Genomic DNA, 21,656 nt, shown 5'->3' on the forward strand with positions numbered 1-21,656 from the left:
AGCCCCGAGACCGCCTGATCAGGGGTCCCGGTAGCAATGAAGAAATTTCCAACGAAGTAGCACCTGACCTGGGTTGATACGGGCCCCTATGGCTGAGGTCTCGATTCGCTTACGGTGTTGACCATGAGCGACGACAAGCCGGAGTTCGGGTATGGCGCGGGCGGTCGCCCGTTGTGGACGGCGCGGGACCGGGACGCTGAGATCATCCGGGCGGTGCTGCGCAAGGCGGGGCATCGGGAATTCAGTGAGCGCCACGGCGGGTTCGTCGTGGAGGGCGGCAGCGGCGGAAGGTCGTTCCAGGTCGCATGTGCCGACGACGCCGAGACGTCCGCGCTGGAGCTCGCCCGGTACTCCGACGACCTGCGCACGGCCGGGTACCGCGTCGAGCCTGACGCTGGCGATGATCAGGTGCTGCTGGTGAGTCCTCCTGATCGCGGTTCGTTCCAGCGCGCGGGGGTGGAGCTCAGCGGGAACGGCGGCGCTGGGCGGGGTCGGCTTCGGCGGTGATGCGCGCGGAAGTCTCCTCGCCCAGGCGAACGTACCGGCCGAGGCTGGACAGGTGCTGGTGGCGGCTCTTGGCCCGCAACTCCGGGGCGGTCCGTCCAGCCTGCGCGAGATGCTGCAACGCGCTGTGCCGGAGCTGGTGCAACGTCCATCCCTGGCGGTGCGGATCCAGCTTGACGGAGGCGGTCTTGAACAGGTACTCGGCGCGCGGATAGGACAGCCGCCCCCGCCCGGTGATCGGGCAGATGTCACCGCGCGCGGGTGCGCGAGGCTCGGAAGCGGGGCGCGCCGGTCGGCCAGGAACACCGGCCCGGCAGTCCGGCCGACCAGCAGGCGGGGCAGCAGCCGGGCGGTGGCGGTGGCCCAGTGCACGTATTCGATGGCGCCGCCCTTGGAGACGACCCGGGCGCGGCGGAACTCCAGGTCGAGGTCCTCGACGTTGAGGCTGAGGATTTCCTCGGCGCGGGCGGCCGTGTCGTACAGGAGCCGCCACAGCACCCGTTCGCGCAGGGCGCGCGTGGGATCGGTGAACAGCTTGTCCAGCCGGGTGGCCGGGATGGCACGGTCTGATTGGTGGTGTTCGGCGGATTCCTACGCGCCAGCGACGATTCAGCGGCAGATGCCGGGGCGCCGTTTCTTGAGGCGGGAGTTCACTGATACCGGTGGCGGAGTGCTCGTTGCTCGGCGGCGTCGAGTGCGGGTATGAGAGGTGCGAGCGTGGTGCGAAGGAGGTCCGGAAGCGAGCCGGACGGCACGACGAGCCCGCTGGTTGTGGCGGACGAGGCAGTCGTCTGCAACCACTGCTCGAGCGCCACGCGAACTGCGGCAGCCACGCTCGCCGCGAGCACCCGTGCGGTGTGCGGGTCGCCGTCGCCGAGACGTTCGGCAATCGCGTCGGTGAGAGGATGTTCGATCGCGGTGACGGTTTCGATGAATGCGTCCCGTAGCGCGGGACGGGTGGTGATCAGCAGCAGCGCGTCCCGCCCGGATTCATCCGGGGCGGTGTACTGATCCACGATCGCCTCGATGACGGCATCGGCAAGGCCGACGCCGGCGGGCCGGTCGGCCACCGCCGCCGCGACCCGCGCTTCCCGTTCGCCGGAGACGGCGGCGACGATCGCCTGTTCACGGCTGGAGAAGTAGTTGTTGTACGTCCTCGGTGAGACGCCGGCGGCCTCGGCGATGTCATCGACGCGTACGTTGTCTGGTCCACGCTCCAGGGCCAGCCGCAGGGCCGCCGCGCGCAAGGCATCTCGGGTGGCCCGCTTCTTTTGCTCGCGCAGCCCCGTCCGTCTCGTCGTCACGATCTCAGCATAGCTTAGATGCGTGCACGAAAATTTGCGTGTACGCATTTTTATGCCTAATCTGGCATCCTCACCCGCCAGGAAGGACCAGAACGATGAGGGCCAAAGGCATTAGCTACGACACCGGCTTCGTCAAGAACGGAGCGACCTCCCGCAAACGCTTCGACCCGGACGTGGTCGAGCGCGAGCTGCGCATCATCCGCGATGACCTGCACTGCACCGCGGTCCGTATCATGGGTGGCGACCCGGAGCGGATTGAGCTGGCGGCGGCACACGCCGCCGATTTGGGCCTGGAGGTCTGGTTCTCCCCCTACCCTCTCGAACTGACCGCCGAGGAGATGCTGCCGCTGTTCGCGGACTGCGCCGAACGCGCGGAGCGGCTGAGGCGACGGGGAGCCGAGGTGGTGTTCGTCGTCGGTGCCGAGTTGAGCCTGATGAATCCCGGGTTCCTGCCCGGTGACGGCACCGACGAGCGGGTCGCGTTGCTGAGCCAGCCGGATCGCGTGCGGGAGCAGATCGCCGAGGTCAGCACACGTGTCAACGAATTCCTCGGCACGGCCGTGGCACTGGTCCGCGAGCGCTTCGGCGGCAAGATGACCTACGCCTCCGTACCACTTGAGCGCGTCGACTGGGCACTCTTCGACATCGTGTCCATGGATCTCTATCGGTCGGCCGAGATCGCCGACCGTTTCGCCGAAGGCGTCCGTGGCCTGGTCGCGCAGGGGAAGCCGGTCGCAATCACCGAGTTCGGCGCGGCCAGCTACCAGGGTGCAGGCGAGCGAGGCGCTCTCGGTTTGGAGATCGTCGAGTACGACAAGGACGGGCCTGTTCGGTTGAATAGTGAGTATGCCCGGGACGAGCCTGGTCAGGCCGCGTACGTGCGTGAGCTGCTAGAGGCATTCGAAGCCGGCGGCGTCGACAGCACGTTTGTGTTCACCTTCGCACTGTACGACCATGTGCACCGGCCCGACGGCGATCCCCGCGACGACCTGGACCTGGCCAGTTACGGCATCGTCAAGGTCTACGAGGACCGGCTCGGAGCCACCTACCCCGCCATGCCCTGGGATCCCAAGGCCGCCTTCACCACCCTCGCCGAGTACTACCGCGGCTGACCACGTCCCAAGGACCGTAACCCGGAGCGAGTCGCCCCGGCACGCCCACGACCCTGCGCTTTAGCGCGCCATCCGTCCCGCCCATTTCCGTACGAACTAAGGAAAAACGTGATCACAGATGTCGTCATCGCCGGCGGTGGCCCGAACGGGCTGATGCTGGCCTGCGAAATGAGCCTGGCAGGGGTCCGGCCGATCGTGCTGGAACGGCTACCGGAGCCGAGCCAGGAACCCAAGGCGAACGGACTGCTGGGCCAGGTCGTGAAAATGCTTGACCACCGGGGTCTGCATGAACGTCTCAGCGGTAGCCCACAACCTCCGCAGCCGAACTCCGGATACTTCATGTTCGGCGCGATGGGCCTGGACCTGAGCCTGCTGCAGGACAGCCCCGTCTATGCCCTGCCGGTGCCGCAGCGACGCATTGTGCAGGTCCTGCAGGAGCGCGCCACCGAACTAGGCGTGGAAATCCGGCGGGGACACGAAGTCGTCGGCCTGTCGCAGGACGACGACGCGGTTACCATCGACGTCGCGAGCCCGGGCGAGACCTACCAATTGCGGGCCCGGTACCTCATAGGCGCGGATGGAGCGCACAGCAGCACGCGCAAGCTCTCCGGCATCAAATTCCCCGGCATCACCTACGACCGGATGACCGTCTGCTCAGCGCACGCGACGGTCCCGGCGGACTGGGTCGATTCCGCGACCGGTGCGCTGAACGTGCCCGGCCACGGCGCTGTTCTGCCGTTCCTGCCCCACCGCACCGAACATGGCGGGTTCTCCTACGCGCCGATGCCCGGCCACCCACCGCTGGTCAGCACCACAGAGTGGGACCTGCCCGAGAGCAACGCTCCAATGAGCCTGGAGGAGTTGCGGGTGAGTATCCGCCGCGTGCTCGGCGTCGACGTGCCGCTTGGTCCGCCCGACGGTGCAGGGCCGCACGTGCTGCGCCGACTGACCGGCGGTAACACCCGAATCGCCGAACGGTTCGCCGACGGCCGGGTGTTCCTGATCGGTGACGCCGCGCACGTGTACGCCGCCACGGGGGGCGGTCCAGGGCTCAACCTCGGCCTGCAGGATGCGGCCAATCTCGGCTGGAAACTCGCCGCCGAGATCCGGGGAAGCGCCCCGTCCGGGCTGCTGAACAGTTACGAGACAGAGCGGCGATCGGCTGCCCAGCGCATGGTGCTGAACGCGCAGGCACAGGCGGCCCTGATCGCCCCCGGCAGCGATGTCACCGGACTGCGCGAGGTGTTCACCGAACTGCTTCGCGACCAAAGCACCGTGCAGCGCCTGGCCGAACTCACCGCGGGCGCCGACGTCCGCTACGACATGGGCGAACGCGAGGCGCACCCGCTGACCGGCCGGTTCGCCCCAGATATGGACCTGCACACCCCGACCGGGCCGGTCCGGCTGGCCGAGCTAACCAGAACCGCACGCCCTCTGCTGCTCGACCTGACCGAAGAAGCATCACTGGCGGAGACACTTGCCCTGCGGCACGACCAGGTCGATATCGTCACGGCGCGCTCCCAGACCCCCGCGCCCACCGCCCTGCTCCTTCGACCGGACTGCTATGTGGCCTGGGCATCTGCATCACCCCGGCCCGATCCCATGGAGATCGAAACACTCCGGGCAGCCTTGCAGCGGTGGTTCGGAGTCGTCAAGCCCGCCCACACCTGAAGTTTCGGGCACGTACGTGGTACCGGATCAACTCATCGCTGGCGATCTCCGGGTACGAACGCAGCTGCTCCAGCTGCTCCTCGGAGAACATCTTCTCGGACACCGCACCACCTCTACCTGCCGTACCGGACGAAACCGGAACGAACGTTGTTGACGACGCGCGAATGGTGACCCCGTGGCGACGCCTGGGTTCTAGTGCTTGTCGCAACACACCTGATCATTAGGGGCGTGTTGATGGCGAGGCGAGGACCCAAGCGCAGGTTGGATGTCGAGTCGGAGTACTGGCGGCTGGTGCTGTCAGGCGTGGGGACGGTCGATGCATGTCGTGCTGTAGGCATCGGACGCAAGACCGGGTACCGATGGCGGGCGGAGAACGGAGGGCTCCCTCCGGCGCGGCTGGCTGAGACCGCCCGATCGAGTCGGTTCCTGTCGCTGCTGGAGCGACAGCGAATCGCCACCTTGCGGGCGCAGGGCCTGGGAGTACGCGTGATAGCCGAACGGCTCGGGCGATCTCCCTCGACCATCAGCCGAGAGCTGCGCCGCAACACACTTCAACACGACCGGGGCGTCTATGACGGCGACCTGGCTCATGTGCGGGCGCGGCAACGAGCCCGGCGCCCACGCCAAGGTCGCCTGCTGGCAGATGGGGATCTGCGAGCGGAGGTTCAGGCCAAGCTGGAACTGGAGTGGAGCCCCGAGCAGATCGCCGCGTACCTGCGCCGGAGCCGGCCCGACCGGCCGAGCTGGCACATCTGCCACGAGACGATCTACCGGGCGCTCTACCAGGGGGGAAAGGGCGGATTGAGCCGGAAACTCACGCGTCGGCTGCGCACCGGGCGGCCTCTCCGCAAACGCCGCCGCCGATCTAACCGACGCAGCCCTCGCTTTATCGCGCCCGCGCTGCTCATTGGAGGCCGTCCGAGCGTGGTCGAGCAACGCCAGCGTGTCGGGGACTGGGAGGGCGACCTGATCACCGGGCGGTTGAACCAGTCCGCCATCGCCACGCTCGTCGACCGCAAGAGCCGCTACGTGCGCCTGGTCGCGCTTCCGATCCGCCATGACGCGCAGGCCGTTCGCGATGGCCTCATCGCCGTACTGCTCGACATGCCGCCGTCAGTGCGGCTGACACTGACCTGGGACCAAGGAGCAGAGATGGCCCACCATGACCAGATAGCCGCTTACCTGAACGAAGGCGTGTTCTTCGCCCAGCCGGGCAGCCCATGGCAGCGCGGCACCAATGAGAACACCAACGGGCTGCTTCGCCAGTACTTCCCCAAACGCACCGACCTGTCCGTCCATACCGCGGCCGACCTACGCGCCGTTGAAGAGCGTCTCAACACTCGCCCCCGCAAGACGCTCGGCTGGCGCACTCCAGCCGACATTTTTGATCAAGCTCTGGCACTATGACTATCCGTCACCGTTGCGATGATCACTCGAATTCACCCATCACCCGGTTCTCGACTCACCCGAGACGCCGAGACGCGCTGAAATCACCGGGCTCGCCGGGGTCGCGGAAGTCGCCACCGCACGCCATGTCAAGCCGGACGGCGTCTCCAGCCGCGAGCAGACCCCCACGGTCTCGAGCGCCCGGCGATAGGCGTTCGCCTGCCTCTGCGGTGATCCGGCCCGCCCCCAGAGGTCGCCGATCTCACGCCAGAGCCTGGCCGACTGCCTGTCGGTGCGGGAGGCCGACGTGGTGGCCGGGTCGGCGAGCGCCTCCTGCGCCTCCGCCAGCGCCGGGCCGCCGTCCTTGGAGCGTGCCAAGGCGAGCTCGGCCAGGACCACGTACGCCATGGCCGGCACCGTCCCGCGCACACCGGTGAGCAGGCCGAGAGCCCGCTCCGACAGGTCGGCGGCGGCGTCCAGGTCACCGGCGCGCAACCGCACGCGGGAGAGCACGACCAGGCTCCGGGCATGTTCGACCGCCCCGGGTGACAGGCGCGCGAGGACCTCGGCCGCGGCGGCGGCGAACCCGCCCGCCCGGTCAAGGCCGGCCCCCTCGGGACTCGCGGCGGTGATCCACGCCCAGCACATCGCGCTCCGGGCGTAGTCGGAGGCCATCCGGGTGGACCGGCCGGCGGCGATGGCGTCCTCCGCGAGCCGCAGGGCCAGTGCGGAGTCCTTCTCCGCCGCGGCCGCGCTGGCCTGCCACAGGCCGAGAACCTCCGGACCGCGGCCTGTGGCCTCGGGCACGCCGGACGCCGACAGCACGCGCTCGGCATATGCCAGGTCGATCTCCGTCTCGGCGAGCACCACGGCGAGGTCGAGAGCCAGGGCGCCCTGGTCGAGCCCGAGCCGAACGGCCTGCGCCAGAGCGTTCAGCCCGAGATCCCGGGCGCGTAGCGCGTCACCGGCTCGGTGGTAGCAGCGGCAGAGCGCCACGACGACCGGCAGGTCGGCAAGGCGCTCGGGATGCGCCGCGGCCTCGCGGCGAAGCCGCTCGTACGCCTCGACCGCCCGCGCCGTGTGTCCCTGGGCCTCCAGCGCACGAGCCCGGCCGAACCTCGCCTGCGCGGCGAGAGCGACGTTGTCGTCACCTGCGGCCCTGACCGTCTCCGCGAAACGATCGGCCGCCACGACCGGATCTCCGTGGTACAGCTCCAGTTCGGCGTGGCGCAGGGCGAGCCCGGTGTCGACGCGCTGGTGCGGCTCGATCCCGTGGAGCAGGAACTCGATACCGCAGCCGAGCCGCTCGGCCAGCAGGCGCGTGACGTTCGGAGTGGGATTCCGCTTCCCCGACTCGATGAGCGAAACATAACTGTCAGACAGATCGGACCCGGCCAGCTGCGCCTGGGACATGTGCTTGCTCAACCGCAATCTGCGGATGCGGTCACCGATGCTTGCTTGACTGGCCATCAGCACACCCGTTCCGCCGGCGGCACGATGAGATCCACGCCCCACTCCTTACGCACGGTTTATTGTCAATTACAGTAGATCGTACTGCCCTTTGTGGCCAGCATTGTCGCGGTCCAAATGAGATCACGAACAGCTCACGGCCTCGCTGGGCGCCGCCATCGGATCGCAGCCGTGCGCGCGACCGCGACGGTCGTGGCCCGCCTCTGACTCCGTCGTGAGATCCCCGGCGCGGACGAGCGGTCATGACCGGGTGACGGGTCCGGGACCTCAGGCGGGCGTGAGGATCACCACCGGGATGTCGCGGTCGGTCCTGCGCTGGTAGTCGGCGTACTCGGCGTGAATGCCGACCATCTGCCGCCACAGCGCGGGCTTCTCCTCGGCGGTCGCGGTCCGCGCGAGGGCCGTGAACGTCCGGGCTTCCACCTGCACCTCGGCCTGGGGCAGGACCAGCAGGTTGTGGTACCACAGCGGGTGGTCGGCGGCCCCTCCGTTGGAGGCGACGACCACGTAGGCGTCACCGTCGCGGCCGTAGATCAGCGGGGTGCGCCGGCGCACCCCGGACCTGCGGCCGACCGTCGTCAGCAGCAGTGTCGGCCGGCCGTGATAGAGGTGGCCCTCCGCGCCGTTCGACTCGACGTACCTGCGGGCGTGCTTGGCGACCCAACCGGTGGGGGAGTCGGTGATCTCATCGCTCATGCCGCGCAACGCTATCGGCCACCGGTGACATTTCTTGATCCGGTCCTTCCCGCCCGCACCCGCCAGGGCGTTCACCCAGGGCGGCCGAACACCGGGGAGCGCCACGGATCCCGGTGCGGATGTCATCCGGCCTGCTCTCCGGTAGCGCGGTCGTCGTGCCAGGAGGCCCGGACCAGTGCCCGTTCCGTGACCGTGAGATGGACGGCGGCGGCGAGCCACGTCCAGGCGTACAGGTCGTCGCCGGAGTCGACCAGACGACCGAACACATCGCGGGTGCGGCGGTCGGCCTCCGCGGTGAGCGCGTCGGCGAGGTCGGCGGCGGTCTCGAAGCCCGCGCGGCGAAGCGCGGCCCGCCGGGCGAGGGAGTCGCCGCGCGCGGACTCCGCGACCGTCCGCCGCCCACCGGAAACGGCCAGCTCCACCAGGCGGCGCGCCCGCCACAGGGGTGAGGCCGCCACCGGGTCGGGGCCGGCCTCGGCCGCCTCCTTTCGGGGCCGGCAGTCCTCGCGAGACGGAAGGTGGGAACCTCGCAGGCGGTCGTATCCGAGATCGGCGCGGTCCATCCACTCGGCGGGCAGGCGCAACGTCGGACCGGCTCCGGGGACCGGCCCGATCGCGAGCGGGCGCAGGGTGGCGGCCCTGTCGGGGTCCAACCTGCCGATCACCCGTACCCTCAGCCCCGGCCTGGACGCGAGCTGCCGCAGGTTGGCGACATGGGCCAGATCGGGATGGGAGTCGGCCGGCGCGAGCCGGATCAGCAGTCCGCCGAGGGGGCCGTCGGCGCCGGAACGTCCGGCGGACGCGGGGAACGCGCCCGCTTCGCCACCCGGCTCCGCACGGGGCGTCAGCTCGCGGGCGAGTACCCGGTCTCCCTCGGCACCGACGATCACCAGGTCGCATCCGACCGGCTGCCCCGCTCCCCCGCCGTCCCGCGGATCGTCCCAGGGGTCCCCGGAGAACATCACGCCGGCGGTCTCGGCGAGCGGCCTGGCGAACAGTGCCGCCAGCGGCGAGGCCGACCAGGACAGACCCGCGACGGGGTTGGCCCGCACGCCGCGACCCGCGCCGAGACGGCCCTCGGGGGAGATCTCCGCGCCGGAGATCAGCAGTCCTCCTCTGGCCAGCCCTGCGTGGTCGAGAGCTGCGGCGCCGAGCGCGACCGTGGCGGTGGCGGCACCACGGGCACGCGCCGATCCTCCGGGCCTGACGTCGGCGATGGAGAACCAGCGGCCGTCCTCGGCGACGAGGTGGGTGACCACCCCTCCGTAGCCGGTGGCGCTGATCACCGGTTCCCGACAGACCCCGTACACCTTCAGTGCCTCGCCTTGCCGGTAGGCGCGGCGCGCGGTTCCCACCAGGGCTGGATCGGGGTCGGCCGCGGCGAGCCTGCCCGCGGTCAGCAGAAGTTCCCGGAGCGCGGAGACCAGGTCGGCCAGGCGGTGACCGTCATGGCGTGCACGAGCCGCACGCAGGCCGCGCACGACGCGCAGGGCGGCGGCCTCGGCCCTGTGCAGGCCCGCCAGCCTGGCGGTGTGAGCCGCGCGGAGCAGCTCCGCCTGGGGTACCGCTCCGGCACCGGGCACCCCGCCCATGAGCACCGCGGTAGCGGCGTCCCACAACCCGGCCGCGGCGGCCATCTGCCTGGGTCCGGGCCCGGCCTCCTGGGCGGCTCTCCCGGTCGTGTTCTGTGCGGTTTCCCGGCCGGGAACCGGGTCGAGGGGCGCGTCCGCCCCCGCGTCCGAACCGGATGACGCGTCGGCGACCGGCTCGGCGGTCGCCGGCAGGTCGGCCTCCGCGACCGGGCAGACGCTCAGTACGGCGGCGCGATGCAGGCAGCGGGGCGCGAGCAGGCAGCCGCACCGGGCCGCATCGGGGTCGGCGATCCTGCCCGAAGGCCCCGGGCTGAGGGTGACCACCGCGTCCTCGCCCCAGCTGATGGAGACGGTCTGCCCTGAGGCGGTGACGGCAAGCCCGGCGCAGCGCTCGATCGCCGCGTCGAGTCTCTTCCGCAGCCTGGGGGTGAGCTCCTCCACCGCCGAGGCGACCACGTGCGGCTCCACCGGTGGCAGTTGCCCTGCCGGGGAGGCGGAGGCTGGAAGGTTCAACGGTTCTCTCCTCGGAGGCGGTCGCCCACCCAGCGGGCGAGGGCGAGCGGACTGAGTGCCGCGACGGGCATCCCGGCCGCGACGAGCTGCCGCGCGACGGGCACCGAGTAGCGCGGGGCCCCGGTGTCGTCCAGGGCGGCGCAGCCCAGCAGGTGCACACCGGAGGAGACGAGGGAGCGGACCTCGCCGAGCAGCCCTCCGAGCGGATAGCCCTCCTCAAAGTCGCTGACCACCACGACGAGCGTGCGACTCGGCACGGTGACCAGGGAGCGCGCGTGGGCGAGCCCGGCGGCGATGTGGGTGCCACCGCCGACCCGCACGTCGAGCAGCAGTGACAGCGGATCGGCGACCCGGTCGGTCAGGTCGATCACCTGGGTGGAGAAGGCCAGGAAATGGGTGGAGAGGGTGGGAACGCCTCCCAGGACGGCCGCGGTCAGCGCGGACCAGACCACCGAGGCCTCCATCGAGCCCGAGACGTCGACCACGAAGACCAGCCGCCAGTCGGCCTCGTCGCGTACCCGCGTGCTGAAGACCGGCCGCTCAGGGACGACGAGAAACCTGCCGTCGCCGGTCCTGCGGGTGTGTGCCAGGTTGGCCCGGAGCGTGGCGGGCAGGTTGAGCCGGCCGCCGGGGCGGCGGGTGGGGCGCGGCGTCGCCAGGCCGGCGAGCGCCGGGCGCATCCGGGTGGTCAGCTCCCTGGCCAGCTCGGCGACCAGGCGGCGGACCAGTGGACGGAGCCGGGCCAGCCGCTGCTCGGGCAGCCCGCCCGCCAGGGACAGGACAGAGGTCAGCAGCTCGATCGACGGGCGTACCGTGTCGGGGTCGAGCTCGGACAGTACGTCGGTCCGCCCGCTGTCGGCCGCACGGGCCAGCACCTCCTCCCGCACCTCGGTTCCGAACAGGGCGTCGAGTTCCGCTGCCCACTCGCGGGCGGAGGGAAAGGACACGCCCTGCCCGCCGCAGTCGCCGCCGGACCCGAAGTCGGCTGCCCCCTCTCCCCTTCCCATCCCGTACAGCTCGTCCAGGGCGTGCGCGTAACGCCTGGCGTCGGCGGGCAGCCGCCCGGACTCCCTGCCGAGGAGCAGCCGCCACCGATCGGCCGGAGCGAGGCGCCGCGAGGCGGCCTCCCGCTCCGCCGCGGGTACCGCAGGGAGCACCGGCTCCGTCCTTTCCGCAGGCACGGCCGAAAGGTCCGGCTCCCCGGCGACCGTGACCGCCTCGCCCGGCGGAAAGAGACCGGGTACGCGGAATCGCAGGGTGTTCAGCGCGGCCAGCCCGGCGACATCCGCGGCGGTCCAAAGGGCCAGGATCTCGGACGGGGCGCTCAGCGCCAGGTCGAGCCGGTCGCCGAGACGGTCGGTCACGGCTCGCAGCAACCGGTCCCGTGCCACCGGGGTGAGCGTGTCGAAACCACCGCGCAGCGCGGGAAGACGGTCCAGGAAGTCCTGGTCGCTGAGACCGTCGACGCGGTCGAGCAGCGGGTCGAGAGCCTCGGCGGCCGACTCCAGGAGCGGGCCCGCGGCGACCAGCAGGCCGGCGATCGCGCGGGACAGGCGGTGGCGGCCCTCCGTGCCCGTGGCACCGTCGACCCATCCCGCGATTCTGACCCCGAGGGTGCCGGGCGCGTCCAGGTCGAGCAGGATCCGGGCCGCGAGCGCGGCCCCCTGGACGAGCGGTGAGCCGGTGCGCGTGAGAGTGCTCAGCGCGTCGTCGAGACGCAGGCCGAGCCGGTGCTCGGCGGAGCGGACGGCGAGCGCTGTCAGGGCGGTCGCGTCCTCGGGCCGGTCACTTCCGGCCAGCCCTGGCAGGGACCGTACGGCGGCCTCCAGCAGGGTGCCGAACAGCTCCGCGGCCCGCTTCCGGCTCTCCGGTGTGGTTCCTGGAAGATGCTCGCGGCGCAGCGCCTCCAGCAGGTCGAGGGCCCCGAGCAGGTCGGGCAGCCCCGCGGTGGCGGGAAGCACGGCGGCGGCGTCCTCGATGCGGTCCGCGACCAGGTCCCGCAGATCGCAGACGGCCGCGGCCCGCAGCCCCGTGAGAATCGCCGAGCAGGTGGGGCCGCCCTCGGCGGACTCCCCGCGGAAGGTCTCGCGCAGCGTCCCCGCGGCTGCCAGAGCCGCGGTGACGCCTCGGACGCCCGCCAGGTCCAGCAGTGCGGCGACCGAGGGGGTCCAGGAGAGCGACCAGCGGGTGGTGAGTGCCGTCGCGTCACCCGTGCCCGCCACCTCGGCCGGCCGACCGTACCCGGTTCCGCACACCAGCAGGCGTTGCAGCAGGATCTCACGGCGGCGGTCCAGATCGGAGCGGAGCGGGTCGAGACGGACCTCTCGGGGATCCGGATCGCCGGGGTGGGGCAGCCGCAGCTCCGCCAGTTCGGCCTCGACCGCGGGGCCGAGCCCGGAACGGGGCGTGCCCGGCGCGATCCTGCCGCGCTCGGTGCCGACGAGCACCGTCTCAAGGGCACGGGCGAGCGCCCGGCCGCGCCCGAGAGGTTCGCCCTGGCCGAGCACCGTCGTCACCGCCTCCAGCAGCTCGCCGCGCCCCGGCGCGGGCAGGCCGCGCAACCGGGCCAGGTCGCAGGCCAGCCGAAGCGTCTCCACGGCCTCGCCGGTGCCCGCCGTGTGCCCAGCGGCGCGCAGTTCGCGGCAGAGCTCGGTGATCGTACGGGCGGCGGCGTCCCTGACCTTTCCGGGGTCGCCGCCCGCGGCGAGAACCGCCTGCTGCCAGCGCGGGTCACGGATGCCCGCCGGGTAGCCGGACCTGGAGTCGAGCAGGTCGAAGGCGTACGGGACGAGGGACGTGGCGGGCGAGGGATCCTGGGCCGCCGGCGCGTCGGGAGCGCCGGTGCGCCGCCCCGGGTCCGCCCGGTCGGGAGCGAGCAGGGCGGGGGCGTGGAAAGCGCCGATCACGGCGGCGACCCGCCGGCCGCCGCCGGCGGCCCCGGCGAGCACTCCGCGCATGTGCGCCTCGCGGACCAGGTCACCGGGCGGCACTCCGCCCGAGGCCTCCGCGTCCTGTCGCAGCGCCCAGCCGACACCCAGCGCCGCCCGGCGTACCGCCTCGGGCGGGCAGCCGGGGGCGAGCACCTCGACGGCGCGGTCCCACATGTCGTCCCCCTCCCGGCCCGTGACCGAGGCGGTGAGAGCGTCGGCGAAGGCCCTGGCCCGCGGCGCCTCCGTCGCGTCCGGCCGGGCCCGGTCACTCTCCGACCAGCCGGGGTCGGAGATCGGAAGGTCGCAGCAGAGCACCTCGGCCCCGCGTTCACGCGCCCAGCGAATGGCGGCCAGCTCCGGCGAGAAGTCGGCGAACGGGTAGAACCCGAGCCGCCCGTCGCCGCGTGTCCCGGCCAGGGCGACCGGTGCGAGGGTGGCCGGATCCGCCAGGTGGACCAACCACGGCTGGAAGTCGGCGGGCAACTCGACGCAGACCACCTCCGCTCCGGCGGCGTCGAGCAGTGCCGGAACCGCCGCCGCCAGCGCGGGGCTGTGGTGGCGCACGCCGAGCAGGTAGGGCCGCGTGGCCCCGGCCAGCGCGTCGACCGCCTCCCGGGGATGGTGGCCGGTCGCCTCCCCGGTTCCGTCCTGCCGCGGGGCCGCATCCGAGACCTCGGAACCCTGAGCCGTCGTTTTCCGGGTATGCGCGTCCCGCGCGCTCTGAGCACTCGTCTGCCGGTCGCCTGTCAACGCAGGTTCTCCCGCAGGTCCCAGAGACGACGCCACATCGCGGAACCGTCCTCGGCGCGGCGCCGCACCGGGCCGTCCCAGTAGCCGAGCAGTCGCGCGTGGTCGGCCGGGTCGTCCTTGCGAACCACACCGAGCAGGTGACCGGGCATCAGGTCGAGGACGTCCCCGCCGGGGAGATAGGCCGCCGCCACCCCGAGGGAGGCCGCCACCTGCACCGCCTCGGCGGTGGACATCACGGTTCCCGGCCGTTCCACGTCCCAGCCCTCGGCCGAGCGGCCGGAGCGCAGGTCCCGGAAGACGGTGACCAGGGCGTCCAGCACGGCGTCGTCGACGCCGAAGGCCGCGCCGGCCCGGCGCACCACGGCGGTGGCCTGTCCGCGCACCAGAGCGGCCTCGGCGGCGGGGTCGGCGATGGGGGCGACCGTCTCGAAGTTGAACCGGCGCTTGAGCGCCGCCGACATCTCCGAGACCCCCCGGTCGCGCAGGTTGGCCGTGGCGATCACGGTGAAGCCCGGGGCCGCCGAGGTCAGCGCGTCGGGCGTGCCGGCGAGTTCGGGCACGCTGAGACGACGGTCGGACAGGATCGACACCAAGGCGTCCTGCACCTCGGGCAGGCAGCGGGTGATCTCCTCGATCCGGACGACCCGCCCGGATCGCATGGCGGACAGCACCGGGGAGTCGACCAGCGCCTGGCGGCTCGGCCCCTGAGCCAGGAGCAGGGCGTAGTTCCAGCCGTAACGGAAGGCGTCCTCGCTGGTGCCCGCGGTGCCCTGCACGGTGAGCGCGCTCGTGCCGCAGACGGCGGCGGCGAGCAGCTCGGACAGCATCGACTTGGCGGTACCCGGCTCGCCGACCAGCAGCAGGCCGCGCTCACCGGCGAGGGTGACCACGCAGCGTTCCACCAGGGAGCGCTCGCCGACGAACTTGGGGGCGATGACGAGCCGGGCGGGCGAGGCGGAGCCTTCGTCCTTACTCGGCTGCCGGGCTCTGGGCGGTTCGAGGGCCTGCCCCTCGCTGCCGCAGACGAACGTGACGACCGCGCGCGGGGTCAGCGACCAGCCGGGGGGCCGGGGACCGTCGTCGTGGGCGGCGAGGAAGGCGAGCTCGGCGGCGTGCCGTTCCTCCGCCGGTAGCGTCTGCCGGCCGGAGGGAGCCGGGGAAACCGTCTGTTCGGTCATGGTCATCGGGGAAGATCCTTCTGTCTGTCGTGCTGCCCGGCCGGCTGGAACGCACGGGGCGGTCCCAGGCGCGTTCCAGCCGGCCGGTCCGTTGGGAACCGGTGGTTTCCGGTGAGCGATCCGCGGGGGCGGGGCCCGCCCCCGCTCAGCGGCGCCTGCCGCGCCGCACCCGGAGTTCCTCGAATCGGGGGATGTCGCCGCCGCGGACCCGCTGCCACGCCCTGGCGTAGAGGTCGGCGGCGGGTTCGATGGGAACGACCACGCCGAGCGGCGCGCTCTCCGCGTCGAGCAGGTCGAGCATGGGGAGTTTCCACCGTTCGAGCGGGAGGTTCGGGGTCCTGAGGTCCGTCCAGGCTCCCGGCAGGAAGAGTGAACGACCGGCTCGGGCGCGACCGGCCTCGACCACCAGGTCGGTGCCGGCCAGTTCGGCGCGGGCCGCCTTGAACCGCGCGGGCTTCCATCCGGTCCACCGGGTGACGTTCTTGTCCGTGGGGTCCGGCATCGCGAGCAGCGCCAGGTAGAGCGCGGCGGCGTCCTGACCCAGCCCGTACCGCGTCGCGGCCTCGGAGAGCAGCGCGGGCACGGAGCGGGAGGGATCCTGCGGCCACCAGGTGCCGTCGGCCGCGCGCTCCCCCGCCACGGGGTCTCCGGGGTCGGCGAGTAGCGCCTCGAAACGCGGGTCGCGAACGGTGCGCAGTGCCGTCTCGACCGGGAACGGCTGCCCCTGGTCACCGGTCAGGGCCCGCAGGGCGGGCAGGTAGGGGTCGCTCCCCGAGGCGTCGAGCAGGGCGGTACGCAGGCCCGGCGAAGGCTGGTCGTCGTAGGTGGCCATGACCACCGCGCCGTAGCGTTCCCAGCCCTCGGCGACTTCGGTGGGGGCTCCGGCGATCCTCCTGAATCCGGGAAGGTCGACGTAGCGGCCCAGGTCGAGCAGGAGCTCGGGGTTCGCCAGCCGGTCGGAGAGCACGGCCAGCACAGCGGGCAGCGCGGCCCGCACGGCATCGCCCGAGGGCAGCCGGTGGGCCAGCCACGCGGTCAACGCGACCGTGGAGACCAGCGTGGACTCGGTGAACCCGGTGCCGGCGCCGTCGACCGGGGAGACGCGGTCGCCCTTCACCCGCCATCGCAGGTCCGTGCCGAGCTCCGGCGCCGAGGCCGGGTCGAGCAGGGCGGGCAGCGCCCGGCCGGGCTCCCATCCGGTGCGCACCGCGCGGGCCGCCTCGCCGAGAAGCCACTCCGGGACGGCGGCGCGCCGTCCCACCCTGTCGTTCCATACCCGCGCGGCGGCGGCGACGTCCGGGCCTTCGGTCCACAGCGCGGCCGGGTTCTCGGGCAGCAGCGCGGCGACGACCTCGCGCCGGACGGCGGCGTCCAGCCGGCGCAGTTCGTCCTTGGCGACGGCGGCCTCCGCCGCCTTCAGGCCGAGCGCGGCCCGCACCTCGGCGGGCAGGAAGTTGCGCTGGTAGGTGTCCACGTACGGCAGCCCGGCGACGATCAGCCTGGCGGTCGTCGTGGTCACCCCGGTGAGCCGCGCGAACTCCTCGGCGTCCTTCACCCGCCAGGGCGCAGGGCCGCGTCCGGGGAGTTCCCCGAGGAACTCCCCGAGCCAGCCCGGCTGCCTGGTCTCGCCGACCGGGCCCAGGGAGCGCACGGTGTAGGGGTGAGGGGTTTCGAAGCGGCCGGCCGGGTCGTGGAAGAGTCCCGTGAAGGTACAACCGTCGCTCTCCGGGTCGGCCTCCAGGAAGGCGATGAAGGCGCCTCCCTCCAGCGGAAGCACTCCGCGCCAGCGGCTGTCGTACCAGCTGTCCCTGGCGTCATCGAGCCAGCCGCTCTCCAGGTGCGCCACGAGCCGACGCCACGGGGTGGGCTCGGCCGCGGAGGCCAGTCCGAGCGCGTCGATCTCGGAGAGCAGCCTTCGCAGCGCCTCCGCCCGCTCGGGTTCAAGCGCCGACGCCGCCCGGTAGGCGATCGCGGCCGAGTGGCGGAGCAGTGGCTCCCAGCCCAGCCGGGACTGCGCGAGCTTCTGGCCGTCCAGATGGAGGCGGACGGCCGGGCCGGAGGGATCCCGCCGCTCGCGGCCGAGCGTCCGCAGTTGCCGGAGGACCCCTCGGGACTGCTCTCCTCGCGACCAGTGGTCGGCCGAGGCGCCGAGGCCGTTGAGCGCCTCGATGAACAGCTGGTCATCGGGGCCGTCCGGCTCCTGCTCCGCCTGCTCGCCGGTGAGGGCGCCGGCGAGCCTGGCCGCCGCCGCGTCCAGAGTCGCCTGCTGTGCGGCGGCGAACGCCGTCACCCCGGCGACTCCGGCGATCAGCGCGTCGTGGGTGAGTCCCGGCAGCAGCGTGCGGACCAGCTCGCACAGCTCCTCGCGGGCCGGGCGTCTGGCTCCCGGTGTCCGTCCCGGCTGGGCGGGGTGCGCGAGCCGCGCGGAGTCGAGGGAGCTCGCGGCCTTCAGCAGGGCCGCCGCCGTCTCCCTGTCGATCCCGCGCAGGGCCAGCGAGCCCTCCGGGTCGCGGGCCCGCATGAGGTGCCAGTAACGCAGGGGCGGCAGCAGCACGGTGCCCTCCGCGAAGGGGCCGGGCGCCTGCTCCTCGGAGGCCGTCGCGACGACGGCGCCTTCAAGGTCGACGAGCTTGATCTCGCGGTAGTCCTTGACAAGGGCACGCGGCCGGTCGTCGCCGGGGAACGTCACCGCGCGCGACGGTCGCCCGGGGCCGTCCTGGCCGCCGCGCAGGGTGACGGTGCGACCGGCCAGGTCCTCACCGCGTAGCGACCCGTCGGGCAGCCGGACCGTCCGCCAGCCGAGCAGTCCGCTCACCGGGACTCCGGCCGGGGCCGCCTCTCCCGCGAAGGGCAGCACCCAGCCGCCGTGGAAGGTGCTGCCCACCGGTGCCGAGTTCAGCGCGTCGGCGAGGAAGCCGGGCATGCTCAGCCTGCCGTCGGCCATGCCGGACGGGTCGTGCTCGCGCCAGTGTTCGACGTCTCCGTCCCAGGTCCAGAACGAGGTCCCGTCCCCGATCAGCGTGCGCCTGCCGGGCACCGTGGTGTCACCCGGGTGCAGCACTCCGGCACCCGTGGCCCTGCCGCCGCCGGGCAGCGGCAGGGTGACCGTGTCGGCGCCCGGCATCCACCTGTTGTCCGTCCCCTCCAGCGTCAAGGTCGTGCCCGCCGAGGAGTGCCAGTATCCGCGCAGCTCGTCGCCCGCGCCGTAGGTGTGCCAGTAGACGAGCAACTCGCCGTCCACGTGGTGGAAGCCGGGATCTCCCCAGGTGCCGTCCGGGGCGGGGCGCAGGTCGTGGGTGAGCACGGTCCCCTCCGGGCCGATCACCCTGACCTGGGAGGGACCCGAGACGATCAGGTTCGGCCAGGCGTCGGCGACCTCGATCTCGCGCGTCCCCTTGGGGCCGGCGAGATCGGCGACCGCGTCCTCCCAGGCGGGCCAGCCCAGCTCGTCGAGGAGTCCGCCGCGCAGTGTCCTGGCGAGCTCGGCGGCGAGGTCGGCGCGGGCCGCCTCGGCGACCTCCTCCCTCGCGAGGGCCAGCGCCTCACCGGGCAACCAGGTGAGCCGTTTGAGCGCGTCGGGCAGCTGCGGCAGGCCGGTGGCGACCGAGCGCCGGGCGACCTCGCCCACCCAGTCGGCCAGCATCGTCCGGCCGCCGGGGGACGCCGCCAGGCGGCGCACGGCGCGCCGCCCGTCGGTGTCGTCGTAGAACCTGTAGGCGGCGTACTGGAACGCGGGCCGGAAGCGCGGGTCGGCGGCCAGCGCGAGCAGGTCGCGCCCCTCTTCCTTCCCGGCCCAGAACTCCAGCAGGAGACCCACGCCGTCGCCCGGATCGGCGACCGGGACCTCCAGCGACAGCAGCAGGTCGAGCAGGTCGGGTTCCGGCTTGAAGGGCACGGCCCCGCCCGTGCCGGCGAGCTCGGTACGCAGCCGTCCCGCCACCCGCTCGACCAGCGTGTACAGGCCCGGCAGCCGCGAGCCGGACCGCCGCCCCGGATTCCAGATGCCCAGGAAACGTCCGAGCCAGCCCGCTGTGCCGTCGGCGGGGCGCTCCCGCTCGGGCACCTCGTCCGCGCCCAGGCCCGCGACGGCTCCCGAGTCCTCCAGCATCTCCAGCCAGAGGGCGGGCATCTCGCCGTCACCGTTGACGGGCATCATGTTCAGCAGCGTCCCGCGGATCGCGGGCTCTCTTCGGGCAAGGGCCACCAAGGCGGGGCGATGCGCCTTCCACCAGCCCAGCGGCGCTCCTGAGGTGGCGGGCAGGCCGAGCAGGTCCGCCAGGTACTCCTGCTCCTCGGCGTCCGCGTCGCGCCCGGCGGCCCTGGCCAGGCGACGCAGTTCGGCGGCCATCTGCGCGGACGGCGACAGCCCGGCCGCCGTGCGGCGCACACACAGCCGGCGGACCCTGCGCAGGGCCTCGCCGGCCGGCACCCGGCCCGCCAACTCCTTCGCGTACGCCGACAGGGCCTTGACCGGCAGGGCTCCCGCGAGTGCGAACTCCAGGAACACCGCGTCAAGCCGGTCCTCGTCGACGGGCAGTCCGTGTTCCGCCTCGGCCCTGCGCGCCTGGGTGAACAGCTGCGCCGCATAGGCGGTGTTCTCCACCGAGAGGAACACCCGGCCCGCCTGTTCGAGGAACGTCGGCAGGAAGTGCGGGACGGCCCCGGCCAGCTGCGTGGCGAGCCGCTGGTAGGCGTCGAGGGCGGCCTTCGGCTTGGACTTCACCTGCCTGCCCGCGCGGTCCAGCTCCGGCACCAGGGCGAGCGCGTGGTGGCCGTCCTGTGGGTGATGCACGAGCACCCACTCGGGGAACCCGAGCGAGCGCCGCAGGCCCACCCCGACGACGACCGGCTCGCCGTCCGGCTCCAGCCCGAGGAAGCGGGCCGCGGCATCCTCCGCGGCGCCCAGCTCCTCGGCGACCAGACGCACCACCACCCGCTCCGCAAGCCCGGGGTGCCGGTAGGCGCGCGCGGTCAACGGCACCGCCCGCTCACCGCCCCCGCTCGCGCCGGACGGCAGGACCGCCCCGGCCTCCAGCAGCTCCCGAACCATGGCCGCGTCCGTGACCTCGGCCCGCTCCGGCTCCCCGGGCGGCTGACTCGCCGGGGTGCCCGGCGACGACGTGGTGTGGCTCACGCGTTCGTTCCCTTCTCGACGTCGCGGCCGGCGTACAGCGCCGCGGCCATGCGCATTCCCTCCGACCAGGCCACCGGGCCGATCTCCCGCGACGGCAGCCGCCTGCCCTCCCGGTCGCGCCAAGTCAGGTCGCCCGTCTCGGTCTCGCCGTCCCAGTAGGGCTCGCCGATCCAGACGGAGGCCTCGGCGCTTCGCCCCGCGTCGCGCACCACACAGGTGGCGTAGCCACCGGAAACGCGGTAGCCGAGCGAGGTGGCGCGGGCGGCGAGACCGAACCGGGAGGCGAACCTTCCCCCGGCGAACTCCTTCACCTCCGCGGCCTTCTCCTCCTGCTTTCCCGGCTCCACGAAATCGACCGGCCTGCCCCAGGTCGCCCGGTGGATCTGCTCGACGCGCTGGGTCACGCCCAGCTCCGCGGCGAACTCCCTCAGCTCCTCCAGATCCGGCAACAGCACCGGATGCGGCAGGGTCACCGTCTCCGGGGACAGCCGGACGGTCTCGCCGTCCAGGTTCACGACCCGCAGCTCGCCGGAGTCGGTGACGTCCCGCAGGAAACCCACCTCGTCGTCACCGACCACCACCAGGTCGCGCAGTACCGACCGCCACGCCTCGTCCGGCCACACCCGGGCCACCAGCTCGGTGGGAACGGGCAGGGACGACACCATCCAGGCGTCCACCCGCGCCACGCAGGCGGCCTCGTGCCGGTCGAGCCATTCGGCCAGGCGGCGCAGCCGCTCGACCTCGGGATGCTCACGCACCTGTTTGGGCAGCGACTTCAGCCGTCGTCCCGCCGCGCGACCGGAGGTGGCCCTCGCCGCCACCCGGCCCTCCACAAGAGCGACCTCGTACCCGTCGCCCGCCGCCAGCCAGCCCAAAGGATCCCGCCTCTCACCACGCACGGATTGCCGACGTCCGCGGGGATCTCCTCACCCGCGACCGTGATGCGCGGAACGCTAACGCCCCTGACCGACAAACCCGAACCCGGTGTGCGGCCCGGCCGTCGCGCGGGCACCCCTGCGATGCTTCGTCGACGGCGAACACACGTTCCAGGAGTGGTGTCCACTCGGTAGGTTGCCGGGGTGGCGACGATTCGACGAGACGGCGTGGAACTTGCGTACGACGAGGCGGGCTCCGGTCCCGCGGTGCTGTTCGCGCACGCGGGGATGGCCGACCGGCGGATGTGGGAGCACCGGTTCCTGGCACTGTCGGCACGCCACCGGGTGATCCGCTACGACTGGCGCGGGTACGGCGGGTCCGGCGACGCGGCCGGTGAGTTCGCGCACCACGAGGAGCTGCCGGCGGTGCTCGACGCGCTCGGGGTGGAGCGGGCGGCCCTCGTCGGCTGCTCGACGGGAGGCGCGTACGCGGTTCCTTGGCGCGCTTCATCGGCCCCCCGGGCGGCCGGGCCGGGGTGAC

14 protein-coding genes and 1 pseudogene are annotated in these 21,656 nt (G+C 72.6%); 5 read left to right on the top strand and 10 right to left on the bottom strand.

The genetic code is table 11. The annotated features are described in order from the left end of the window. Positions 1-123: 123 nt before the first annotated feature. Entirely contained in the window at positions 124-507 is a 384-nt protein-coding gene (locus ACFQVD_RS11485) for a hypothetical protein (protein ID WP_343965079.1), read from the top strand. On the opposite strand, the gene ACFQVD_RS11490 is transcribed toward ACFQVD_RS11485, so the two are convergent. From ACFQVD_RS11490 to ACFQVD_RS11500, 3 genes and pseudogenes are all read right to left on the bottom strand, one after another. After that, positions 464-649 (bottom strand): hypothetical protein, encoded by a 186-nt coding sequence (locus tag ACFQVD_RS11490; RefSeq protein WP_386274481.1) that lies wholly within the window; start codon positions 647-649, stop codon positions 464-466. The two genes, ACFQVD_RS11485 and ACFQVD_RS11490, sit on opposite strands and share 44 nt — an antisense overlap. Positions 650-864: 215 nt before the next feature. Beyond that, positions 865-1,002: pseudogene (locus ACFQVD_RS11495) on the bottom strand (tyrosine-type recombinase/integrase); the annotation flags it as partial. Positions 1,003-1,154: 152 nt separating this feature from the next. Next, positions 1,155-1,808, bottom strand: a complete 654-nt coding sequence (locus ACFQVD_RS11500) for a TetR/AcrR family transcriptional regulator (protein WP_343965073.1) — start codon at positions 1,806-1,808, stop codon at positions 1,155-1,157. Between the two features lie 95 nt (positions 1,809-1,903). On the opposite strand from ACFQVD_RS11500, the gene ACFQVD_RS11505 reads away from it, so the two are divergent. The 3 genes from ACFQVD_RS11505 to ACFQVD_RS11515 all read left to right on the top strand — a co-directional run bounded on the left by ACFQVD_RS11505 (position 1,904) and on the right by ACFQVD_RS11515 (position 5,998). After that, on the top strand, positions 1,904-2,920 hold the full coding sequence (locus tag ACFQVD_RS11505) for a hypothetical protein (protein WP_343965075.1): 1,017 nt from the start codon (positions 1,904-1,906) through the stop codon (positions 2,918-2,920). A 108-nt stretch (positions 2,921-3,028) separates the two neighbouring features. After that, positions 3,029-4,591: an FAD-dependent oxidoreductase gene (locus tag ACFQVD_RS11510; protein ID WP_343965077.1), complete on the top strand. Its 1,563-nt coding sequence runs from the start codon at positions 3,029-3,031 to the stop codon at positions 4,589-4,591. A 219-nt stretch (positions 4,592-4,810) separates the two neighbouring features. Continuing rightward, positions 4,811-5,998, top strand: a complete 1,188-nt coding sequence (locus tag ACFQVD_RS11515) for an IS30 family transposase (protein WP_449343694.1) — start codon at positions 4,811-4,813, stop codon at positions 5,996-5,998. Positions 5,999-6,037: 39 nt separating this feature from the next. Here ACFQVD_RS11515 and ACFQVD_RS11520 read toward each other — a convergent pair whose 3' ends face one another. From ACFQVD_RS11520 to ACFQVD_RS11550, 7 genes are all read right to left on the bottom strand, one after another. Further along, positions 6,038-7,447: a helix-turn-helix transcriptional regulator gene (locus ACFQVD_RS11520; protein WP_343976870.1), complete on the bottom strand. Its 1,410-nt coding sequence runs from the start codon at positions 7,445-7,447 to the stop codon at positions 6,038-6,040. Between the two features lie 267 nt (positions 7,448-7,714). Further along, complete coding sequence (locus ACFQVD_RS11525; RefSeq protein WP_343976874.1) at positions 7,715-8,143, bottom strand: nitroreductase family deazaflavin-dependent oxidoreductase; 429 nt, start codon at positions 8,141-8,143, stop codon at positions 7,715-7,717. Between the two features lie 122 nt (positions 8,144-8,265). Then, positions 8,266-10,248 carry a hypothetical protein gene (locus ACFQVD_RS11530; protein WP_343976876.1) on the bottom strand — a complete coding sequence of 661 codons (1,983 nt, stop codon included), beginning with the start codon at positions 10,246-10,248 and terminating at the stop codon, positions 8,266-8,268. Continuing rightward, positions 10,245-13,928, bottom strand: a complete 3,684-nt coding sequence (locus ACFQVD_RS11535; protein WP_386271047.1) for a vWA domain-containing protein — start codon at positions 13,926-13,928, stop codon at positions 10,245-10,247. The genes ACFQVD_RS11530 and ACFQVD_RS11535 overlap by 4 nt, the downstream gene beginning before the upstream one ends. Next, positions 13,925-15,112 (bottom strand): ATP-binding protein, encoded by a 1,188-nt coding sequence (locus ACFQVD_RS11540; RefSeq protein WP_343978701.1) that lies wholly within the window; start codon positions 15,110-15,112, stop codon positions 13,925-13,927. The genes ACFQVD_RS11535 and ACFQVD_RS11540 overlap by 4 nt, the downstream gene beginning before the upstream one ends. A 139-nt stretch (positions 15,113-15,251) precedes the next feature. After that, positions 15,252-20,240 carry a DNA-binding protein gene (locus ACFQVD_RS11545; RefSeq protein WP_386271050.1) on the bottom strand — a complete coding sequence of 1,663 codons (4,989 nt, stop codon included), beginning with the start codon at positions 20,238-20,240 and terminating at the stop codon, positions 15,252-15,254. Next, a complete protein-coding gene (locus tag ACFQVD_RS11550; protein WP_343968569.1) occupies positions 20,237-21,115 on the bottom strand; it encodes a DUF4132 domain-containing protein in 879 nt (292 codons plus the stop codon). Before ACFQVD_RS11550 ends, ACFQVD_RS11545 begins: the two co-directional genes overlap by 4 nt. Positions 21,116-21,343: 228 nt before the next feature. Here ACFQVD_RS11550 and ACFQVD_RS11555 point away from each other — a divergent pair, with 228 nt between their 5' ends. Next, positions 21,344-21,655, top strand: coding sequence for an alpha/beta fold hydrolase (locus ACFQVD_RS11555; RefSeq protein WP_343968571.1), 312 nt, complete (start codon positions 21,344-21,346; stop codon positions 21,653-21,655). Position 21,656: the final 1 nt, after the last annotated feature.

The organism is Streptosporangium amethystogenes subsp. fukuiense (assembly GCF_042665875.1).
GTDB classification, from domain to species: domain Bacteria; phylum Actinomycetota; class Actinomycetes; order Streptosporangiales; family Streptosporangiaceae; genus Streptosporangium; species Streptosporangium fukuiense.

Coding starts and splice junctions, on each gene's coding strand:
- ACFQVD_RS11485 (WP_343965079.1), top strand. CDS start 124: ATGAGCGACGACAAGCCGGAGTTCGGGTATGGCGCGGGCGGTCGCCCG.
- ACFQVD_RS11505 (WP_343965075.1), top strand. CDS start 1,904: ATGAGGGCCAAAGGCATTAGCTACGACACCGGCTTCGTCAAGAACGGA.
- ACFQVD_RS11520 (WP_343976870.1), bottom strand. CDS start 7,447: ATGGCCAGTCAAGCAAGCATCGGTGACCGCATCCGCAGATTGCGGTTG.
- ACFQVD_RS11525 (WP_343976874.1), bottom strand. CDS start 8,143: ATGAGCGATGAGATCACCGACTCCCCCACCGGTTGGGTCGCCAAGCAC.
- ACFQVD_RS11540 (WP_343978701.1), bottom strand. CDS start 15,112: ATGACCATGACCGAACAGACGGTTTCCCCGGCTCCCTCCGGCCGGCAG.